This window comes from Nostoc sp. 'Peltigera membranacea cyanobiont' 232, assembly GCF_002245985.1.
In the GTDB taxonomy this organism is placed as follows: Bacteria; Cyanobacteriota; Cyanobacteriia; order Cyanobacteriales; family Nostocaceae; genus Nostoc.
This window is the reverse complement of record NZ_NOLK01000011.1, coordinates 87,158-105,437: the sequence shown is the minus strand read 5'-3', so window position 1 is coordinate 105,437 and position 18,280 is coordinate 87,158. Positions and strand designations below refer to the sequence as shown.

Genomic DNA, 18,280 nt, shown 5'->3' with positions numbered 1-18,280 from the left:
CTACGGTGTACACACATCTCTGTACGAAACCCAAAATCGTTGAAGATCCCCCTAAATCCCCCTTAAAAAGGGGGACTTTGATTCCAGTTCCCCCCTTTTTAAGGGGGGTTAGGGGGGATCAACAAGTACCTAAAATCACAGCTAAATACTTTTCAAACAACCTCTAAATAGGGAAAGTCGCTGAAGCACCTATGTTTGCACGCCAAATGCCTCTGGATCTACACCCCAATTTACCCAGCAGATTGCCTCACGCGCTGATTTCATATTCGGTGGAACTCGCAAGGCATGAATAAAGCTTGTGCTAGGGCAAGTCATTTTTAATAAATAAATTGGTTCTTCATCAACATCAGCATCAATTTTTAATAGCGTGTATTCTTGCCAAGTATCTAATTCAATAGCTTGTAATTCTTGGCAAATTCTGGCGTAACCGATACCCTCAATTAATACTCGCCGTAGTTCGGCATTTTCCTCTGATAAAAGCCATTGAGATTGCCATTGCTGTGGGTGGATTTTACCGTATTTTTCAGGCAAGGTTATACCGTGGTATGAGTACAAACTATATCCATCGGTAAATTCAATCGCGGGTTCACCCTCAGCGTGGAGGCGGTTTTCATTGTCGAAGCGCAGGTGAAGGGGGCGATCGCAGACAATACAAATATTTTTACCTGCGAAAATCCAGCCGCACTCTTTGACTACTGACTCAAAGGAATTCCATTTCACTGGATCGTATACACAATCCAAAACCGAAATACAAAAATCATTTAAACTTGCACCGCAAGCTAATATTTCATAGTGAATGCAGTCATCCTTGGCATTTTCCACTTCAAGTTGTAGTTGACTTTCCAATTGTCTGTCTAATTCGCTCCACAATTCCCAGCAATGGTTACAATTATTTATACTAATCTCTAGTTTTGTTTTTAATTCAAACCTCAGTAGAGAATGAAGTTCGCCATCAATTTGTTTATATAATTCATCCTCTAGGTCGTTACATACGTTTGCAGGCGGTAGTTCATAAATACATAATTCCCCCCACAGATCCAAACCATCCCAATCGCTACCAAGTTCTTGTGATAATTTGCTTAAAGTAGTTATCAAAGCAGCATTCGGGCTATCATAAAAAACTATCTCAGGTTCTTCCATACCAATCAAAACATAAGTAGCTTTGACCGCTTCTGCCGCCTTCTCTCTATCAATCCGCTCAGTTGAAAGCGCGATCGCTCTCCACTTCTCTCGATAAACTGGAATCAAAGCCTCTTGCTCAGGCGTTAAATTTTCAATCAGCGACATATCGCCACCCTTCCGGCTCGTATTCCCTCTGAATTTTCACCATCCAGTCACCTTGGGGAATAGAAATAGCTTTATGCTCCTCATGAGCTAGCAATGCCGACTCTGAAAACACACGCAGATAAAGTGTGCTATCTTTCTCGTATAATTCTGCCTTCCCCTCAGTAATGCGATGCTTATGCCCCGTAACTTCGCCTTCTGCCAAAATTAAGTGAGGTATTTTTTGTCCTTCAATTTGCTGCACAGGCAGTAAGATTACATCACCTTGACGAATCGGTCTCATGGTTTTGCTCTCCTGACATGGGTACAAACCCTACTTCGCTTTTGCTCTCAAGTTTGGTTTAATTTTGGCACAAGCTATATGAAAGTGGGAATTGAGAATTGGGAATTAGTTATTCTCTTTGTCGTCCTTTTGCCCATTCCCCATGCCCCGTTGCCCATTTCCCAAGAAAGATATTTTGAAAACTGTAGTCGCCAATTATGCGTTAGATAAGTTAAAGATTGAAATAGCTGGAAATTCACACCCAGCGTAGCTTCATCTATCCTCTGGGACAGACTAGGGCATAAGTTCAGGGGATTATCTCCCAAGCAGACAGTTTATGTGAGGATTAAATCACCGCCCTAAGCGCGACTTATCTTGACAATTTGCAAAAATTACCTCAATTTGACTGTTTAGCTTAGTAGCTATTCTTTTTATTAAAATTTCCATGTCAACTCTCGTCATCGTCGAATCTCCAACCAAAGCTCGTACCATTCGCAACTACTTGCCAGCAGGCTATCGGGTGGAAGCGTCTATGGGTCATGTGCGTGACTTACCCCAGTCGGCTAGTGAAATTCCTGCTGCCGTCAAAGGGGAAACATGGGCGCAGCTAGGGGTAAACGTGGACGCCGACTTTGAACCGGTATATGTTGTCCCGAAAGACAAAAAGAAAATTGTCACCCAGCTTAAAGAAGCCCTTAAAGATGTAGATGAACTGATTCTGGCAACGGACGAAGATCGGGAAGGTGAAAGCATTAGTTGGCATTTATACCAATTGCTGAAGCCGAAGGTTCCGACTAAGCGGATGGTGTTTCACGAAATTACCCAAGAGGCGATCAAAAAAGCTCTGAAAAACTGCCGCCAAATCGATGAGCAGTTGGTTCGCGCCCAAGAAACGCGGCGAATTTTAGATCGACTTGTGGGTTATACTCTGTCTCCCCTGCTATGGAAAAAAATCGCCTGGGGATTATCGGCTGGGCGGGTGCAATCTGTAGCCGTGCGGCTTTTAGTCACTAGGGAACGCCAACGCCGCGCTTTCCATGAGGGTACATACTGGGATTTGAAAGCCAGTTTGTCAAAGGAAAAAACCCCCTTTGCTGCCCAGTTGGTAACATTGGCAGGAACCAAAATTGCTAACGGTAGCGATTTTGACGCAACGACCGGACAAATTACCGCAGGTCGTAATGTCTTGTTGCTCAATGAAGACCAAGCGATCGCCCTCAAGGAACGCCTAACTGGGAAAACCTGGAATGTTACCGAGATGGAAGAACGCCCAGTGACGCGCAAGCCGTCGCCACCGTTTACTACCTCGACGTTGCAACAAGAATCTAACCGGAAATTGCGCCTGTCAGCCCGCGATACGATGCGCGTTGCCCAGAATTTGTACGAACAAGGGTATATTACCTATATGCGGACAGATTCGGTGCATTTGTCAGATCAAGCGATCGCAGCTGCTCGGAGTTCTGTAGAAAAGCTTTACGGGCAACAATATCTCAGTCCCCAACCCCGGCAATACACCACCAAATCCAAAGGCGCACAAGAGGCGCACGAAGCAATTCGTCCAGCCGGTAGCACCTTCCGCACCCCCCAAGAAACTGGTTTGGGCGGTCGAGAACTTGCCGTTTACGATTTGATTTGGAAGCGGACTGTCGCCTGTCAAATGGCTGATTCCCGCCAAACTCAAATTACCGTGCAATTGCAAGTCGAGGATGCGGGATTCCGTTCTTCTGGCAAACGGATTGAATTTCCTGGATACTTACGCGCCTACGTCGAAGGCTCAGATGACCCAGAAGCAGCACTGGAAGACCAGGAAGTAATTTTGCCCAATCTGAAAGTAGGCGATCGTCCAAATTGTACAGAACTGGAAGCAGTTGGACACGAAACCCAACCGCCAGCTAGATACACCGAAGCAACTTTAGTGAAAACCTTAGAAAGCGAAGGTATCGGTCGTCCCAGTACTTACGCCAGCATTATTGGCACCATCATCGACAAAGGTTATGCCCATTTGGTGAGTAATGCTCTTATTCCTACCTTCACCGCTTTCGCCGTCACCGACTTACTGGAAAAACATTTCCCCGACATCGTTGACCCCAGTTTCACCTCGAAGATGGAGCAAACCCTTGATGACATTGCCACAGGTGAAGCGAAATGGCTACCCTACTTGCAGAAATTCTATCTAGGAGAACAAGGGCTGGAAACCCTAGTAAAAGAACGGGAAAGTCAAATTGATGCCAGCAAAGCTAGGACTGTGGAACTGGAAAATCTAGATGCCAAAGTCCGCATTGGTAAATATGGCCCCTACATTGAAGTCGAAAATGGGGAGGGGGTAATCACCGCTTCAATTCCCAAAGACCTGACACCAGCCGACCTCGACCCCAAACAGGTAGAAGTGTTGCTGCGGCAAAAAATCACAGGACCCGATCAGGTAGGACGGCATCCCGAAACTGGCGAACCGATTTATGTGAAAATTGGCGCTTACGGGCCTTATGTCCAGTTAGGTGATAAAACCGACGAAAATCCCAAACCGAAACAAGCCTCACTACTAAAAGGTGTTACCCCAGAAACCGTTACCCTGGAAATGGCTGTTGGTCTATTGGCACTACCCCGGACATTGGGAGTTCATCCAGTCACTGGTAGCAAAGTCCAAGCAAGTTTGGGGCGCTTTGGCCCTTATGTCGTTCATGACCAGGGTAAGGAGGGGAAAGACTACCGCTCCCTGAAAACTGCTGATAATGTATTGACAATTAGCCTAGAACGTGCATTGGAATTATTGTCCGAACCAAAAAAGGGACGCAGTTCCACCAACAGCAAGTCCAAGGCAGCCTTACGGGAATTGGGTACACATCCAGAGGACGGAGAAACAATTAACATCTACGATGGCCCTTATGGCCCTTACATCAAGCATGGCAAAACTAATGTGAGTATCCCAGAAGGTCAAACGGTAGAAGATATAACCTTGTCCGAGGCGCTGAACTTGTTGGCAGCTAAGACATCGACGGCGAAATCGACTCGGAAAACGACTAAATCAACGAGTTCTAAATCTAAGTCAACTGCTAAGTCAACGACGGCTACGAAGAAAAAGGCAACAGAAGGTTAATTGCAAGTCAAGAGTCCAAAGTCTAATCTTTAACTCTTGACCCTTGATATCCATCCTTGATAGGATGCAGTTCGGTAGGTTGCAAGTGTGATACTCTAAAAAGTAAGGGAGAACACAACGCCAAATTTTAGAAGTGGCTTATGTCCCAAATACGGGATTGTGTTTCAGCCCGATTGGAAGCCAGAAGTGCGACAATATGCCATTTTCTGCGTACCTGTTAATCAAAAATTGAGGTAGTATCTCAGGAGCGTTCAGTTCATGGACTATATAGAAAAGGTGCTGGAAAAGCTTAAGGAATTAGCTCGCAGGCTAATTGAAAGTCTGTTAGGGCCGGAGGCTGAACCGGAACCGGAACTGATTCCGATTCCTGTGAACGATCGCTCGCGTCGTCGTCACTAGACTCAAAGTGCTGAACTCGACGTTGCAACCCTTAAGCATTCTGGCACTGCATGGGCCAAACTTAAATTTGCTAGGACAACGAGAACCAGGAATTTATGGTTCGTTGACACTAGCCGAAATTAACCGCCTGTTAGACGAAGAAGCATTCAAGTTACAGGCGAAAGTTTTTCCTTTGCAGTCAAATCATGAAGGAATTTTGGTAGATAGCATTCATGGCGCATTAGGACTACATCAGGGAATTTTGATTAACGCAGGGGCATATACTCACACCAGTGTGGCATTGCGAGATGCGATCGCGGCTGTTAACTTGCCCACAGTCGAAGTACATCTGAGTAATATATACCGCCGGGAAGATTTTCGCCATCATTCGTACATCGCCGCAGTTGTGATCGGGCAAATAAGCGGCTTTGGCGTTCAAAGTTACTTGTTGGGCTTACAAGCATTAGTGAATTATTTGAGAGTTAAGAGTTAGGAGTATAGACGCGAAAAATCTTTGTCTGTACAGGAATTTGGAGTTGGTAGTAAAGTTAAGAATTAGCAATCTTTCATTAACTCCTCACTCCTCACTTTTAACAACATAATTTATGCTTTACTCTCCTATCAGTCGGTTTAGAGGTACTTTCCTTGGAGCATTTCTGGGAGTAAGTTTAGCATCTGGTGGTATGCAGTCTCAGAGTTACCTAGATTTGGGCAGAATGGCAATTCTAGGAACTGAGAGTTTGATTGCGTTGGGTAAATTAGATTTAGATGATTGGATAGCACGTCAGCAACAAGAATCTCTTCATTTAATAGCAACTGATGATATATCAATAAAAATAATTATTGCCACACTACCAGTAGCACTTTTTTTTCACGAAAATCCGATTAAGCTCCGGCAAAACTTGCTGCTTGTACTCAAAATCTGGGAGGATGACCCAGTAGTAAGGGATGGAACACTAGCAATAGCTTATGCAATATCTCTTGCTCTAACTGAAAAACTCAACCCTCTAACCTTAATCCCCCAAACAATTTCCTTTCTCGGTGAAACACCCACATCAATACCAAAAAAATTATTAGCAGTCCAGAATTTATTAGAGCAAGGGGCGGGATTGTCAAGGGCCCAAGCTGAGTTTGCTAAAAAAGAAAAACTTAGCAACACTATTGCTATGGCATTTTACTGCTTTTTGAGTACCTTAGAAGACTTTCGCCTTGCACTTTTGCAGGCTAATCGCAATAGCAATCCTAAAGTAAAAGAAGTTACGTCTCTAAGCTCACAGGCTACAAGTGCAATTACTGGTGCTTTATCAGGAGCATATAATGGTATAGGCGGAATTCCCGTAAATTGGCAAGTTTCGCTCTTGCAAAGGAATTCTCCAGTCTGGGGACTAACTAGTTTTTCCCAAATGTTACAATTAATCGATGCATTTGTGGCGGTGTGGTCAGGAGTGTATGATATTGCCTTAAATCCAAGGGAGTTAACAGAGGAGGAATGTGAGGTGGCTTTGCTTTCAGTTTACGCAGCTCCTCGTGTAATTCGATCGCGTTAATCCTTTTTCACCCAACAATGTTAAATTCTGAAGACTACCAATGTAGCCAGAAACTAAAAAACTTAGTAGTCTGTCAAGTTTAAATTCGATGGCTAAACAATTTCGTAGTAAGAACTTGAGTCCTTATTTTCTAAGCATTAAAGTGCTGACTAAAAACCTTCAAAACTAGCTTGACAAAGTATTAGCACATCTTGGCTCAAATACACTTACTATCTCAATTAATAAGACTTGGGGCTTTTGCCCCTTGTTATAGTGTACTAGTCTTATATATATACTAGAATTTCTCAGCAAACCCTCGGACAGATTCTGTAGGTAATTATTGTGGCAAATCAGCTTCAATTAGCCTCCGTCACCGTAGTTGCAATAGTAGCAGATCAAACTTCCCTGATGATTGTCTTTTTTTGAGCTATCAAAGTAGGCAATTGCAGGCAGAGATAATAAAAATGCAGCAATTTTTGCAGTTCTTAACCCAGCAATTGACTCACTGGCGGCGACAGTACAAAGGACTACGCCGTAAAGGAAAGTTAATGAGAAATCCCAAAAGCAAAAGCCATAGAAGGGAACTTCTAAGGACTATTCTGAAGAATATAATCTTATTTTTCTCAAAAACCAATGACAAAAGCTGTCGTCGAAAACAAGAAACAGCGCTCAAGTTAAAGGCAAAATTGGTAAAAACTAAGAGGAGTATTTATAAAGTTTGTTTAGATTGGGTACACGAACAGCGTTCCTTGGTAATTTTAGCGATCGCTATACTATCCCTCACAGGTATTCTTGGGCAAAAATTATATAACCAAACTCAACTCAAAGTAGGACATCCCGCGCCCCAAACGATTATAGCGCCTTACACAACTAGCATCGAAGATCGCAAAGAAACAGAAGCCGAGCGCAAAGCAGTCAGTAAAAGTTCTTTGCAAGTGTTGATGCTCGATTCGCGAATGAACGAACAAATCAACGAAAATTTGCAAAAATTTTTGGATGATAGCAACGAAATTCGCGTCGTTGCTGGAGCTTTTCCTTTTTTTGATCCTGTGGTTTTGTCTATCTCTACCCAGCGTTACCTCCGCTCTTGCCCTGATTCAGAATGGCAAGCACTGTTATTGGCTGTAGAAAATAGCAAAAATCAGCAGAAGAAAGGAACAGGACGAACCGCCATCTCATCCCGTCCATCATCTATAGCTGCACCCAATCAGGAACGCCAACCGCACACAACACCAACGCCAGAGAAGACACGAGTTGATTTTTCTCAAAACACTGATTTTACTCAAGCAGTAGCAGAACTAGAATCTTACCGCCTCACAACTTCTGAGAAAAACTTGTCTTTACTGATTGCCCAAATTTCCCGAACACGCAAAAGATACACCCAAGCGACTGCCAAACTTTTACAGTTAGAGACTGTTACGCCAGAAGCAGTATACGAGGAATCCTTACTTTTGGATTTGTCAGATGTGGAGTGGGAAAAAACACAAAGGGGAATCCATCAGAGTGCAGAGCGGATTCTCACTCAAGGCATCCCACAGGGACTGCCAAAAAATATCTTGCAGGATGCGGTGAGTTTACAATTGCAGTCCTTTGTACCAGAATCTGCCGAACCTTTAGCAAAGAACCTGTTGGTAGCTGTACTCAAGCCGAATCTGCAAGAAGATGAAGAACAAACGAGAGAAAACGCTAAAAAGGCTGCTGCTGGAGTGTCACCTGTGATGGTGAAGTTCCGGGATGGTGAGGTAATTGTTAAAAAAGGAGTGCAGATTACTGCATGGGACTTTGATGTGCTAGAGCATTATCACCTAGTTCACCGCGAGGTGAAATGGCAGGAGTTGGTGAAGTTAGGAGGCGTGATTGCGATCGCCATTAGTATTTTTGTCTGGGTAGAACGACATATTGATTACGAATTGCGACAACGCGATCGCTTATTGGTATTATTGCTGACTCTGAGTGTGCCAGGATTGGTACCGATGGGATTGCCTTATACCACCTGGAGTGCCCTTGGTTTATTGTTGGGAAGCTTCTATGGCCCCACTTTGGGGTTGACAGTTGTCGGCCTGCTGTTGCCGATATTACTGTTTTTGCCGATATTAGGTATTAGCTTGGATATGAGCAAGGCTGCACTTTTAGCTGGTGCCGGTGGGGCAATATTAGGTAGTTACGTCGCCCAACGATTGCGATCGCGTGAAGAATTGGCATTATTAGGGGTTGCGATCGCCTTAACTCAAGGCAGCATTTATCTGGTTGTTAAAATCTTAATTGGTCAAGCATTTGCTTCAACCTGGTATATCGTTCTCCGAGAAGCCGGATTTTTTGCTTTATCCGGTTTAGGCTGGAGTGTTGTCGCTTTAGGGTTAAGTCCTTATCTCGAAAAAGTTTTCGATTTAGTCACTCCCATCCGCTTGGCAGAACTGGCAAACCCTAACCGCCCTTTATTAAAACGACTAGCTACAGAGACTCCTGGGACTTTCCAACACACGCTATTTGTAGCTACCCTTGCCGAAGCTGCTGCCAAAGAACTAGGATGCAATGTTGAGCTAGTCAGGGCTGGGACATTATACCACGATATTGGCAAAATGCACGACCCTCTTGGTTTTATTGAAAATCAAATGGGGGGGCCGAATAAACATGATACAGAAATTAAAGACCCTTGGAAGAGTGCAGAGATTATCAAAAAGCATGTAACTGAAGGGTTAGTAATGTCGCGTAAACACCTTCTACCGACAGCGATTCAAGCTTTTATTCCAGAGCATCAGGGAACGATGCTGATTGCCTATTTCCATCACCAAGCCCAGCAAATGGCTCAGGAAGATCCAAGTTTAACAGTGGACGACGCAGATTTTCGCTATGATGGTCCAATTCCCCAATCACGGGAAACCGGAATTGTCATGTTAGCAGATTCTTGTGAAGCAGCGCTGCGATCGCTGCAAGCATCGACTTCAGCAAAGCATCAGGGAGAGAAGCGATCGCTCAAAGATGTCTCGCCCGAACAAGCTTTAGCAATGCTGAACAATATTTTGCGTGCCAAATGGCAAGACAATCAACTCGTCGATTCAGGACTAAAACGGGAAGAGATGTCACAAATTGCCCAGATATTTGTGGATGTTTGGCAGCAATTTCACCACAAACGGATTGCTTATCCGAAGTTGAAGGCTAGTGGTACTGCGCGGAATTCGTAATCTGATATCTACGACGGACATAGCATTAAAGCTAGCGAAGTCCCCCCGATATGTATAGCGTTTCGCCAGTAATCCAGGCGGAATCGGAGGACGCGAGGAAGACAACGGCTGGGGCGATATCTTGCGGTTGTCCAATGCGACCAAGTGGGGTTTGGGCTTCAGTCTGTTTGCGGCCTTCGTTGTCGGCTGCGGCCAATCCTGCCGTCTGCGTCCCCTCCGTTTCCACCAAGCCAGGATTGATGGAATTGACGCGGATGTGGTGCGAACCCAATTCTTTAGCTAGGGACTTTGTTATAGCATCGACAGCAGCTTTAGTAGCGCTGTAGACAGAGGCATTTGCAGGCGTGAGGGTACTAACAATCGAACTGATGTTGATAATGCTGCCACCCTCTGAACTGAAGTGCTTGACAGCTTGTTGTGAGGTGAGAATTAATCCCAGCACATTGAGATCGAACTGCTTGTGAAAATGCTCTTCAGTGATGCTTTCGAGCGGAGAAAACTCGTAAATACCAGCATTATTGACCAAGATATCGAGCCTGCCAAATGTCTCCTGCGTTTTTGCAAACAGACGTTCGATTTCTACTTTTTGGCTAACATTTGCTTGCACTGCGATCGCCTTACCGCCATCACTGAGAATCTTGTCAACTAAGCGATCTGCTCCTTCTTTGCTAGAGGCGTAGTTGACAACAACTGCTGCACCTTCGGCTGCCAGATCCAAGGCGATGGCAGCACCAATTCCTTTGGAGGCTCCCGTGACAACTGCAACTTTTCCTTCTAGTTTTTTCATGGTTATGAGTTTCCTATGGTTGTTGAGTTTGAAAAACCCGTCTGCGCGAATTATGTCGAACGATCAAAGAGGTGCGATCGCGATCGCAACAACATCTTCAATCAAGGCAGAGGGGATGTTACCAAGATGCACGTGCCCAAAAATAAGGTGACAGAGGCTGTAAAGGCTCCCAATCTCGCCACGAAACCAAGTGAAAAGCAGCCGATATATGAACATATTATTGTTCTAAACGGCTAAATTGAGGATGGAACGAAACGCTGGACGAAGGCAAGGGATGTGTCAGCGACTTCTCGCCAGCCGCTATCGATTGTCAGCGCGTGTCCTCGGTTAGGGATCTCGACAATCTCGGTCACGCCGCTATTGTGTTGCTGTTGTTGGAACGATGCATTTGCAATCTCCCACGGAACCGTATTGTCCTTCTCGCCGGAGACAATCAGCAGTGGCCCACGCTCTGGGTTCTTGGTGTCTACCTTCGCCTCAGTCCACGGGTTGAGGTTGGCAGTCGCCGCCTGAAAGAGCGGCACACCCGATGCTGGGACTGAGAAGGTTTCGTAAAGCTCTTTAGCCTCCTCCTCGCTGACAGCATTGGCGAAGCTGAAGCGAAATTGCTCATAGGTGAGCGGGATTGCCCGGTTACGATTCGCTGGATTGCCAAGAACCGGCCACGCGGACTTCAGCGCTGAAAATGGCAGAGGCAGCACACCTCGAAACGGAGCCGGGTCGATCGCCACCGTTGCCGAGGATAGCCCGCGTCCGGCGAGGATCTGCACGAGCAGTCCGCCGAAGGAATGACCGATGATGGCAGGTTTTTTGTTCAGCCCACGGATAATCTCATCGAAGTGGTCTGCAACCTGCCCAACAGTCTTGTGCGCGAAGATTTCGGGGTTTGCATTTGCCTCGGCAACGGGCTTTCAGGTGACATGGCAACTAACTCACCTGCCACCAGTTCATACTGGCTATCGGTGCGATCGTCATACTTCAAATATTCCTCAAGCGTTAGACGTTTGCCAGTGATTGCAGTCATTGAATTATTCAATCCTAAATCCGTCAGTAGGAAAATACTAGAACAGCATCTAACACTCAATAAACTTCATCATGAGTGTCGATATCAATTAGCAAAATTTCTTCTTCCCCAGATTCTATATTTTGCACAAAGTTAAAGACAATGCGACAATCATAGTCCAGTGAACACGCCCAAGCTCCAGACAGTTTGCCTTTAAGCTTATGAGCCTGCAACAATGGATCAAATGGATCGGCGGTTAGTAGTGCTAACCGCTCTTCAATTCGCTCTTGTAATTCTGGCTGTCGTCGTACCAATCGCTTAAATGCTCGTTTAAACGATGATGCCAGAACTACAGTTCTCACTTGCGTAACTCATCCATTATTTGAGTAACAGTTCCACGGAAAACTTTACCCGCCTGGTTTATACCTGTGCTTGAGCAATATTAGCAGCAATTTCAGAACGCCGCCGTTCTGCCAACCGATGACTTCTCAGATCAATTAATGTTTCTTGTTCATCTACTGATAAGTTTTCGATACTTTCTAGAACTCGATCTAACCTGGAAATTGAGGTCATTATCTATTGTTACCTTGCTTGCAGCACATAACTATTACATAAGTCCTAAAATTGCTGCAAAAATCGCAAATCGCTAGCATACAAGCGACGAATATCATCAATTTGGTGTAACACCATTGCAAAGCGTTCTACCCCAAAACCGGCTGCAAACCCAGTATAAATTTCTGGGTCATAACCCACAGACTTAAGTACATTCGGATCGACCATCCCGCAGCCCATCACCTCCAGCCAGCGACCATTCCACTGCAAATCCACCTCCGCCGAGGGTTCGGTAAAGGGGAAATAACTGGCGCGGAAGCGAATCGGTAAATCGCCAAATACTGCTTGTAGAAATACTTTAATTGTGCCTTTGAGGTCTGTAAAAGTTAGTCCCTCATCAATAGCTAAAAGTTCGATTTGATGGAAAACTGCTGAATGAGTGGCATCGACATTATCTCGTCGATAAACTCGCCCTGGAGCCACAACCCGAATCGGTGGTTCTTCTCTTTCCATATAACGAATTTGCACTGACGAGGTATGAGTGCGGAGGAGATTGCCATCTGGCAGGTAGAAGGTATCCTGCATATCACGGGCGGGGTGGTCAGGCGGAGTATTGAGAGCCTCAAAATTATAATAATCTGTTTCCATCTCTGGCCCTTGAGCCACCGTGTAGCCCATACCAACAAAGATATCCAGCGCCCGGTCGATAATGCCGTTGAGGGGATGAATGCGACCTTGGGGGCTGTAAATTCCCGGCATAGTTACATCCAGAGTTTCCGCCTCTAGCTGTACCTGAATTTGCGCGGATTCTAGGGCGGCGCGTTGCTGGTCTAGACTAGTTTGCAGAGATTCTTTGACTGTATTGGCGATCGCTCCAATTTTCGGTCGTTCCTCTGCGCTCATTTGCCCCATACTTCGCAACAGTGCCCCCAGTTCCCCTTTCTTCCCCAGATAATTAACTCTGAGTTCTTCCAGACGTTCTAGGGTGTCTGCGGCTGCGATCGCTTTTTCTCCTGACTGCCGCAGTGCTAAAAGTTGAGCTTCTAAATTGCTAGTCATTAGTTATTCGTCATTGGTCATTAGTCATTAGTCTATAGTCAAAAGCCGTGAACTGCTCGATAAATCAACTTACAGATAAGGGGCAAACTGTCGCCACAGTGTACTAGTGAGTATAAATGTTTTTTGCCACTTGTGACCTACGACATTGACAAATGACTAATAACAAATAACAAATAACTAATGACCAATAACTAGTGACCAATGACTAATGACCAATGACTATGAAATTACTAATTAGCAACGACGACGGCGTTTCTGCCTTGGGGATTCGCACCCTAGCCAATTACTTGGCAGAGGCAGGTCATGATGTTAGTGTAGTTTGCCCAGATCGAGAGCGATCGGCAACTGGACATGGATTAACTCTCCACCAACCCATTCGCGCCGAAATTGTTGAGTCGATTTTTCATCCTGCTGTCAAAGCTTGGGCTTGCGATGGTACGCCTTCAGATTGCGTCAAATTGGCACTGTGGGCTTTGCTAGATACTCCCCCCGATTTGGTTCTCTCTGGCATTAATCAAGGTGCAAATTTGGGAACTGAAATCTTATATTCCGGCACTGTTTCGGCGGCAATGGAAGGTCTAATTGAAGGTATTCCCAGCGTAGCGCTGAGTCTTATTAGTCATACATCTAAAGACTTTCAACCTGCTGCTAAGTTTGCCAAAGTTCTCGTAGACCAGTTAGCCCAAAAACCTCTGCCAGATTTAATGTTGCTCAACGTTAATATTCCTGCTGTGAAGTGGGAAGAAATTGTCGGTGTTACTCTTACCCGTCAAGGAGTGCGGCGTTATATTGATGTGTTTGATAAACGAGTCGATCCTCGTGGAAAAACGTACTACTGGTTAACTGGAGAGGTAACTGAGGATGTAGAACCTCCAACTGGTTTAAATCTGCCAGAAAATGTACCGACAGACGTAAGTGTTGTCCGTAAAAACCACATCAGTATCACGCCGTTGCAGTACAATCTTACCTACGCAACTGGACTAGATAAATTGTCTGACTGGGAATTTAATTTTCCGGGAATCATTTGACTTATCAGGATAAAACTGGGGTTATTCAAATGCATTCGATAAGAATGTAGGCTATAACGTAGGGGCACTCTTGAAATAACTGATACACATTCACCCTAAAAGCTAAAAAATTTTCCCTGAGAGTATTTCATTCACATTTACACAATCGGTCAGAAACAGGGTATGCTGTTTTACCAAGAAATCCTCCCTCTACCAAAATCAGTAAGACAGCATAAACTTAAACCAAATAAAGCAGCAATCCAAAATATCGCCCGCTCAGTCCAGCAAGCAACACCTATGTCTAGGATAGAGAACCAATTTACCGTACAATTTTGGGGCGTTCGCGGCAGCATCCCCAGTCCAGGGCCACACACTGTTCGTTACGGCGGTAATACCCCTTGCATATCAATGCAAGCGGGCGATAAACGCTTAGTTTTCGATGCTGGCACGGGACTACATGTTTTGGGGCAATCTTTGTTGCGCCAGATGCCGTTAGAAGCTCATATATTTTTTACCCATTCTCACTGGGATCACATGCAGGGTTTTCCCTTCTTTAGCCCAGGTTTTGTCAAGGGAAATGACTTTCATATCTACGGCGCGATCGCACCTGATGGTTCTACTATAGAACAGCGCCTCAACGATCAAATGTTGCACCCGAACTTTCCCGTACCCTTGCAGATTATGCAAGCTAATTTAAATTTCTACGATATTCGACCAGGGCAACCAATCCACATCGATGACCTTACCATAGAAACAGCACCTTTAAACCATCCAGGTGAAGCCGTAGGATACCGCGTCAACTGGCGTGGTGGTGCTGCTACTTATATCACCGATACCGAACATTTTCCCGATCGACTCGATGACAATGTGCTGTGGTTAGCTCGGAATGCTGATATTCTAATTTACGATTCCACCTACACAGACGAAGAATATCATTCTCCAAAATCCCCCAAAATTGGCTGGGGACATTCTACTTGGCAAGAAGCTGTGAAAGTGGCACAAGCTGCTAATGTCAAAACTCTGGTGATTTACCACCATGACCCAGCACACGATGATGACTTTTTAGATGGTGTAGGGAAACAAGCAGCTGCGAAATTTCCTGGAGCGATCATGGCACGAGAAGGATTGGTACTTCAAATTGCCACCTCAGTAGCCTTATCAGAATCTTTTCCTGTTAGTAAGTTTTCTACTTAAAGATTGCGATCGGAGGAATTGGAGATTTTAGATTAGATTGGTGATCAGAAGCTTTCAGCGCGAGAGCGTACCTGTTGGCTGCACGGTGAGACAGCACTGCCCAGAGTTGTCACGCCAACCATAGGATAAGGGTGACAACACGAGGAAACACTTTATAGATTCACCAACACAGTCCAGATACCCACAGAAGCCCTCTCTTGCGGCTGAACTGAGCCTAAAACCTCGTTGCTAGTCTCAACAAGGAACTAGAGCCTTTTTAGCTTTGGTATTTGTGGTTATCTGGAATTAGCAATTAGCTGTCAACCAATTTTAGATTTTGGGTTTTGGATTGAAAAAGATCGCTGTCTTCTCTGCGAGATGCTACGCGAAGGCTCAGGGTTAAACTGAGGATTTTGGATTTGTTCAGCCGATGAGGGGCAGGGCATTAATCTAAAATCTAAAATCTAAAATCTAAAATTCGTACACCATCTGGGGCTACTTCCGTGGGTTAGGGTTTTGGCCGATCGCACAAGACCTCATGGGCAGTTGGTGAATGTCCTCCTCAAGGCGGTTTACCATAAGGTAGCTTCCTGCTGATAGCTAAAATAAACCTAAAATCTCAGAATCCACGTGCTAAATTTGTCTCAAAATGGGTGTTCTGTGTGGGTTGCTTCTTCAAGCGTTGGGCTGCTAACGCCGACTGCTGTTGCCCTTGGCAAGTTTGATGGTGTTCATCTTGGTCATCAAAGGGTAATTCAACCAGTCTTGCACGCTGGCGATCGCTTGTCAGTAGCCAGTACTCCGCAGTCAAAGGAAAATCAACAACTAACAAATCAAGAATATACTTACTCAACAGTTGTCACCTTTGACCCCCATCCACAGGAGTTTTTTACGGGGCAACCCCGGACTTTGTTAACGCCACTGGATGAAAAAGTCCAACAATTGCGATCGCTTGGGGTAGAACAACTGGTACTACTACCCTTTGACAAAGAATTATCTGCGTTGACCCCTGAAGAATTCGTCCAAAAAATTCTCGTGCAACAACTGCAATGCCAGCGAATTAGCATCGGGCAGGATTTTTGTTTTGGCGAAAAGCGCAGTGGTACTGCTAAAGATTTGCAACTAATCGCCGCCAAACACAATATCCCCGTTACCATCGTTCCCTTGCAAACTTATACAGGTGACTCGCCCACTCAAAGCAGTTGCGTCAGTACTACCCCGACTCAAGATGCCCGCATTAGCACTTCATTGATTCGTCAAACCCTTGAGCAGGGGGACATCGAAAACGCAAATCTACTACTAGGTCGTCCCTACACTCTCTTTGGTGTTGTCGTTCAAGGTCAACAATTGGGCAGAACCATTGGCTTTCCCACCGCCAATCTCCAACTACCAAAAGAAAAGTTTTTGCCCCGCCAAGGAGTTTACGCTGTCCGCGTTTTTACTCTCAGTGAAACATCAGACGCTCTTTCTAGCGAGAGCTTGGGTGTAATGAACATCGGCAACCGCCCAACTGTAAATGGTACTTATTCATCTGCGGAAGTACATTTATTCGATTGGTCTGGTGATTTGTATGGTAAAAAACTGGCTGTAGAACTAGTTAAATTTTTGCGCCCCGAACAAAAATTTCCTTCTCTAGAAGCCCTGAAAACACAAATTCAACTTGACTGCGTTGTTGCAAAAGAAGTTTTGAGTGCTGAGTGGGAACAATAGATAAGGCATCGGGAATGGATTGAAAAGGCACAGGGGAAGAGGGTGAGGGGAAGAAATTCCTAATCCCCATTCCCCCTAATCCCCAATCCCTTATTCCCAATTCCCAATCCCCAATCCCCGCGCTGCATGAGAGAAAAAATTGACGCTTTAACCCAAAATCTGGCTCTTACTATTGTTGGTAAAGCTGAGGCAATACGCTTAGTGCTAGTAGCCTTGCTAGGTGGTGGTCATGCCCTCCTAGAAGATGTCCCTGGTGTTGGTAAAACTCTGCTTGCTAAATCCTTGGCTCGTTCGCTGGATGGCAGGTTTCAACGACTACAATGTACCCCCGATTTACTACCAACTGATATTACTGGCACCAATATCTGGAACCCAAAAAGCGGCGAATTTACTTTTCTTGCCGGGCCAGTCTTTGCCAATATCCTCCTAACTGACGAAATTAACCGCGCTACACCCCGCACTCAGTCAGCTTTGCTCGAAGTGATGGAAGAACATCAGGTAACAGTCGATGGTGTCTCTCGTCCAGTTCCCCAGCCGTTTTTTGTCATTGCCACTCAAAACCCTATTGAGTATCAAGGTACTTTTCCTTTGCCGGAAGCGCAAATGGATCGGTTCATGTTGTCGCTGAGTTTGGGTTATCCTTCGGAGACAGAAGAACTCCTGATGCTGCAAAATCTCCAAAATGGTGTGAAGGTTGCTGATTTGCAGCCTTGTATTACCTTGGCAGAAGTACAGGAATTGCGTTACCTCTGCTCTCAAGTAAAAGTCGCAACTTCCTTGCAACAGTACATCCTCGAATTGGTGCGAGCAACACGCCAAGATGAGGAAATCGCCCTTGGTGTCAGTCCGCGTGGTACATTAGCATTACAACGGGCGGCCCAAGCGCTAGCTTTTCTATTAGGGCGTGATTATGCTATTCCCGATGATGTGAAGTTTCTCGTTCCTCATGTTCTTTGCCATCGCCTGATTCCTAGAGGAGGAAGGAATGCAAGAACTGTTGTTGAGCGATTATTGCGATCGGTTTCTATTCCTTAAGGTAATAAAAAAGGTAGATAACAGTTGCTTCTCAATTTTGGTCTAATTGCTTTCTCTTGAAATACTACTAACAGAATCTGAAATCCAATGCAACCCTGTACTAAAGTCAGGATAAACTTAAATTCCCCGATCTTGCTTGGATTTCAAATGTTAGGATCTCCTACAAAATAACTCCCGGTTCGCCCATTTTAAATTGAGTTAGAAAAAAGCTGAACGATTTAGTAGGGG

18 protein-coding genes are annotated in these 18,280 nt (G+C 45.1%); 9 read left to right on the top strand and 9 right to left on the bottom strand.

Annotated elements, in window-relative coordinates; translation table 11 throughout:
- Positions 1-189 precede the first annotated feature (189 nt).
- On the bottom strand, positions 190-1,287 hold the full coding sequence (locus CDG79_RS06095; protein WP_094341337.1) for a DUF6745 domain-containing protein: 1,098 nt from the start codon (positions 1,285-1,287) through the stop codon (positions 190-192).
- On the bottom strand, positions 1,274-1,567 hold the full coding sequence (locus CDG79_RS06090; protein ID WP_094341336.1) for a hypothetical protein: 294 nt from the start codon (positions 1,565-1,567) through the stop codon (positions 1,274-1,276). Before CDG79_RS06090 ends, CDG79_RS06095 begins: the two co-directional genes overlap by 14 nt.
- A gap of 424 nt (positions 1,568-1,991) precedes the next feature.
- On the opposite strand from CDG79_RS06090, the gene topA reads away from it, so the two are divergent.
- From topA to CDG79_RS06070, 5 genes are all read left to right on the top strand, one after another.
- Complete coding sequence (gene topA, locus CDG79_RS06085) at positions 1,992-4,640, top strand: type I DNA topoisomerase (RefSeq protein WP_094341335.1); 2,649 nt, start codon at positions 1,992-1,994, stop codon at positions 4,638-4,640.
- 258 nt (positions 4,641-4,898) lie between these two features.
- The gene (locus CDG79_RS42125; protein ID WP_012410890.1) at positions 4,899-5,039 is read left to right on the top strand and encodes a hypothetical protein; all 141 of its coding nucleotides are present in this window, start codon (positions 4,899-4,901) and stop codon (positions 5,037-5,039) included.
- 22 nt (positions 5,040-5,061) lie between these two features.
- On the top strand, positions 5,062-5,511 hold the full coding sequence (gene aroQ, locus CDG79_RS06080) for a type II 3-dehydroquinate dehydratase (protein WP_094341334.1): 450 nt from the start codon (positions 5,062-5,064) through the stop codon (positions 5,509-5,511).
- Positions 5,512-5,623: 112 nt separating this feature from the next.
- Entirely contained in the window at positions 5,624-6,565 is a 942-nt protein-coding gene (locus CDG79_RS06075; protein WP_094341333.1) for an ADP-ribosylglycohydrolase family protein, read from the top strand.
- A 437-nt stretch (positions 6,566-7,002) separates the two neighbouring features.
- Positions 7,003-9,726 carry an HD family phosphohydrolase gene (locus CDG79_RS06070; RefSeq protein ID WP_189524900.1) on the top strand — a complete coding sequence of 908 codons (2,724 nt, stop codon included), beginning with the start codon at positions 7,003-7,005 and terminating at the stop codon, positions 9,724-9,726.
- Positions 9,727-9,757: 31 nt separating this feature from the next.
- Here the strand turns inward: CDG79_RS06070 and CDG79_RS06065 are convergent, their stop codons facing one another.
- The 7 genes from CDG79_RS06065 to pheS form a co-directional block, all read right to left on the bottom strand.
- Entirely contained in the window at positions 9,758-10,513 is a 756-nt protein-coding gene (locus CDG79_RS06065) for an SDR family NAD(P)-dependent oxidoreductase (protein WP_094341332.1), read from the bottom strand.
- Between the two features lie 63 nt (positions 10,514-10,576).
- The gene (locus CDG79_RS42120) at positions 10,577-10,729 is read right to left on the bottom strand and encodes a hypothetical protein (protein ID WP_189524898.1); all 153 of its coding nucleotides are present in this window, start codon (positions 10,727-10,729) and stop codon (positions 10,577-10,579) included.
- Positions 10,730-10,746: 17 nt separating this feature from the next.
- Entirely contained in the window at positions 10,747-11,331 is a 585-nt protein-coding gene (locus CDG79_RS06055; RefSeq protein ID WP_333782990.1) for an alpha/beta hydrolase, read from the bottom strand.
- The gene (locus CDG79_RS45400; protein ID WP_442946174.1) at positions 11,328-11,537 is read right to left on the bottom strand and encodes a hypothetical protein; all 210 of its coding nucleotides are present in this window, start codon (positions 11,535-11,537) and stop codon (positions 11,328-11,330) included. The genes CDG79_RS06055 and CDG79_RS45400 overlap by 4 nt, the downstream gene beginning before the upstream one ends.
- Before the next feature lie 56 nt (positions 11,538-11,593).
- Complete coding sequence (locus tag CDG79_RS06050; RefSeq protein ID WP_094341330.1) at positions 11,594-11,878, bottom strand: type II toxin-antitoxin system RelE/ParE family toxin; 285 nt, start codon at positions 11,876-11,878, stop codon at positions 11,594-11,596.
- Between the two features lie 58 nt (positions 11,879-11,936).
- Positions 11,937-12,089, bottom strand: a complete 153-nt coding sequence (locus CDG79_RS06045) for a hypothetical protein (RefSeq protein WP_223278026.1) — start codon at positions 12,087-12,089, stop codon at positions 11,937-11,939.
- A 45-nt stretch (positions 12,090-12,134) separates the two neighbouring features.
- The gene (gene pheS, locus CDG79_RS06040; protein WP_094328739.1) at positions 12,135-13,127 is read right to left on the bottom strand and encodes a phenylalanine--tRNA ligase subunit alpha; all 993 of its coding nucleotides are present in this window, start codon (positions 13,125-13,127) and stop codon (positions 12,135-12,137) included.
- Positions 13,128-13,348: 221 nt separating this feature from the next.
- Here pheS and surE point away from each other — a divergent pair, with 221 nt between their 5' ends.
- The 4 genes from surE to CDG79_RS06020 all read left to right on the top strand — a co-directional run bounded on the left by surE (position 13,349) and on the right by CDG79_RS06020 (position 18,052).
- On the top strand, positions 13,349-14,155 hold the full coding sequence (surE, locus tag CDG79_RS06035; protein WP_094341329.1) for a 5'/3'-nucleotidase SurE: 807 nt from the start codon (positions 13,349-13,351) through the stop codon (positions 14,153-14,155).
- 276 nt (positions 14,156-14,431) lie between these two features.
- The gene (locus tag CDG79_RS06030; RefSeq protein WP_094328755.1) at positions 14,432-15,328 is read left to right on the top strand and encodes an MBL fold metallo-hydrolase; all 897 of its coding nucleotides are present in this window, start codon (positions 14,432-14,434) and stop codon (positions 15,326-15,328) included.
- Positions 15,329-15,937: 609 nt separating this feature from the next.
- Positions 15,938-17,017: a bifunctional riboflavin kinase/FAD synthetase gene (locus CDG79_RS06025; RefSeq protein WP_094341328.1), complete on the top strand. Its 1,080-nt coding sequence runs from the start codon at positions 15,938-15,940 to the stop codon at positions 17,015-17,017.
- Positions 17,018-17,143: 126 nt separating this feature from the next.
- Complete coding sequence (locus CDG79_RS06020; RefSeq protein ID WP_094341327.1) at positions 17,144-18,052, top strand: AAA family ATPase; 909 nt, start codon at positions 17,144-17,146, stop codon at positions 18,050-18,052.
- Positions 18,053-18,280: the final 228 nt, after the last annotated feature.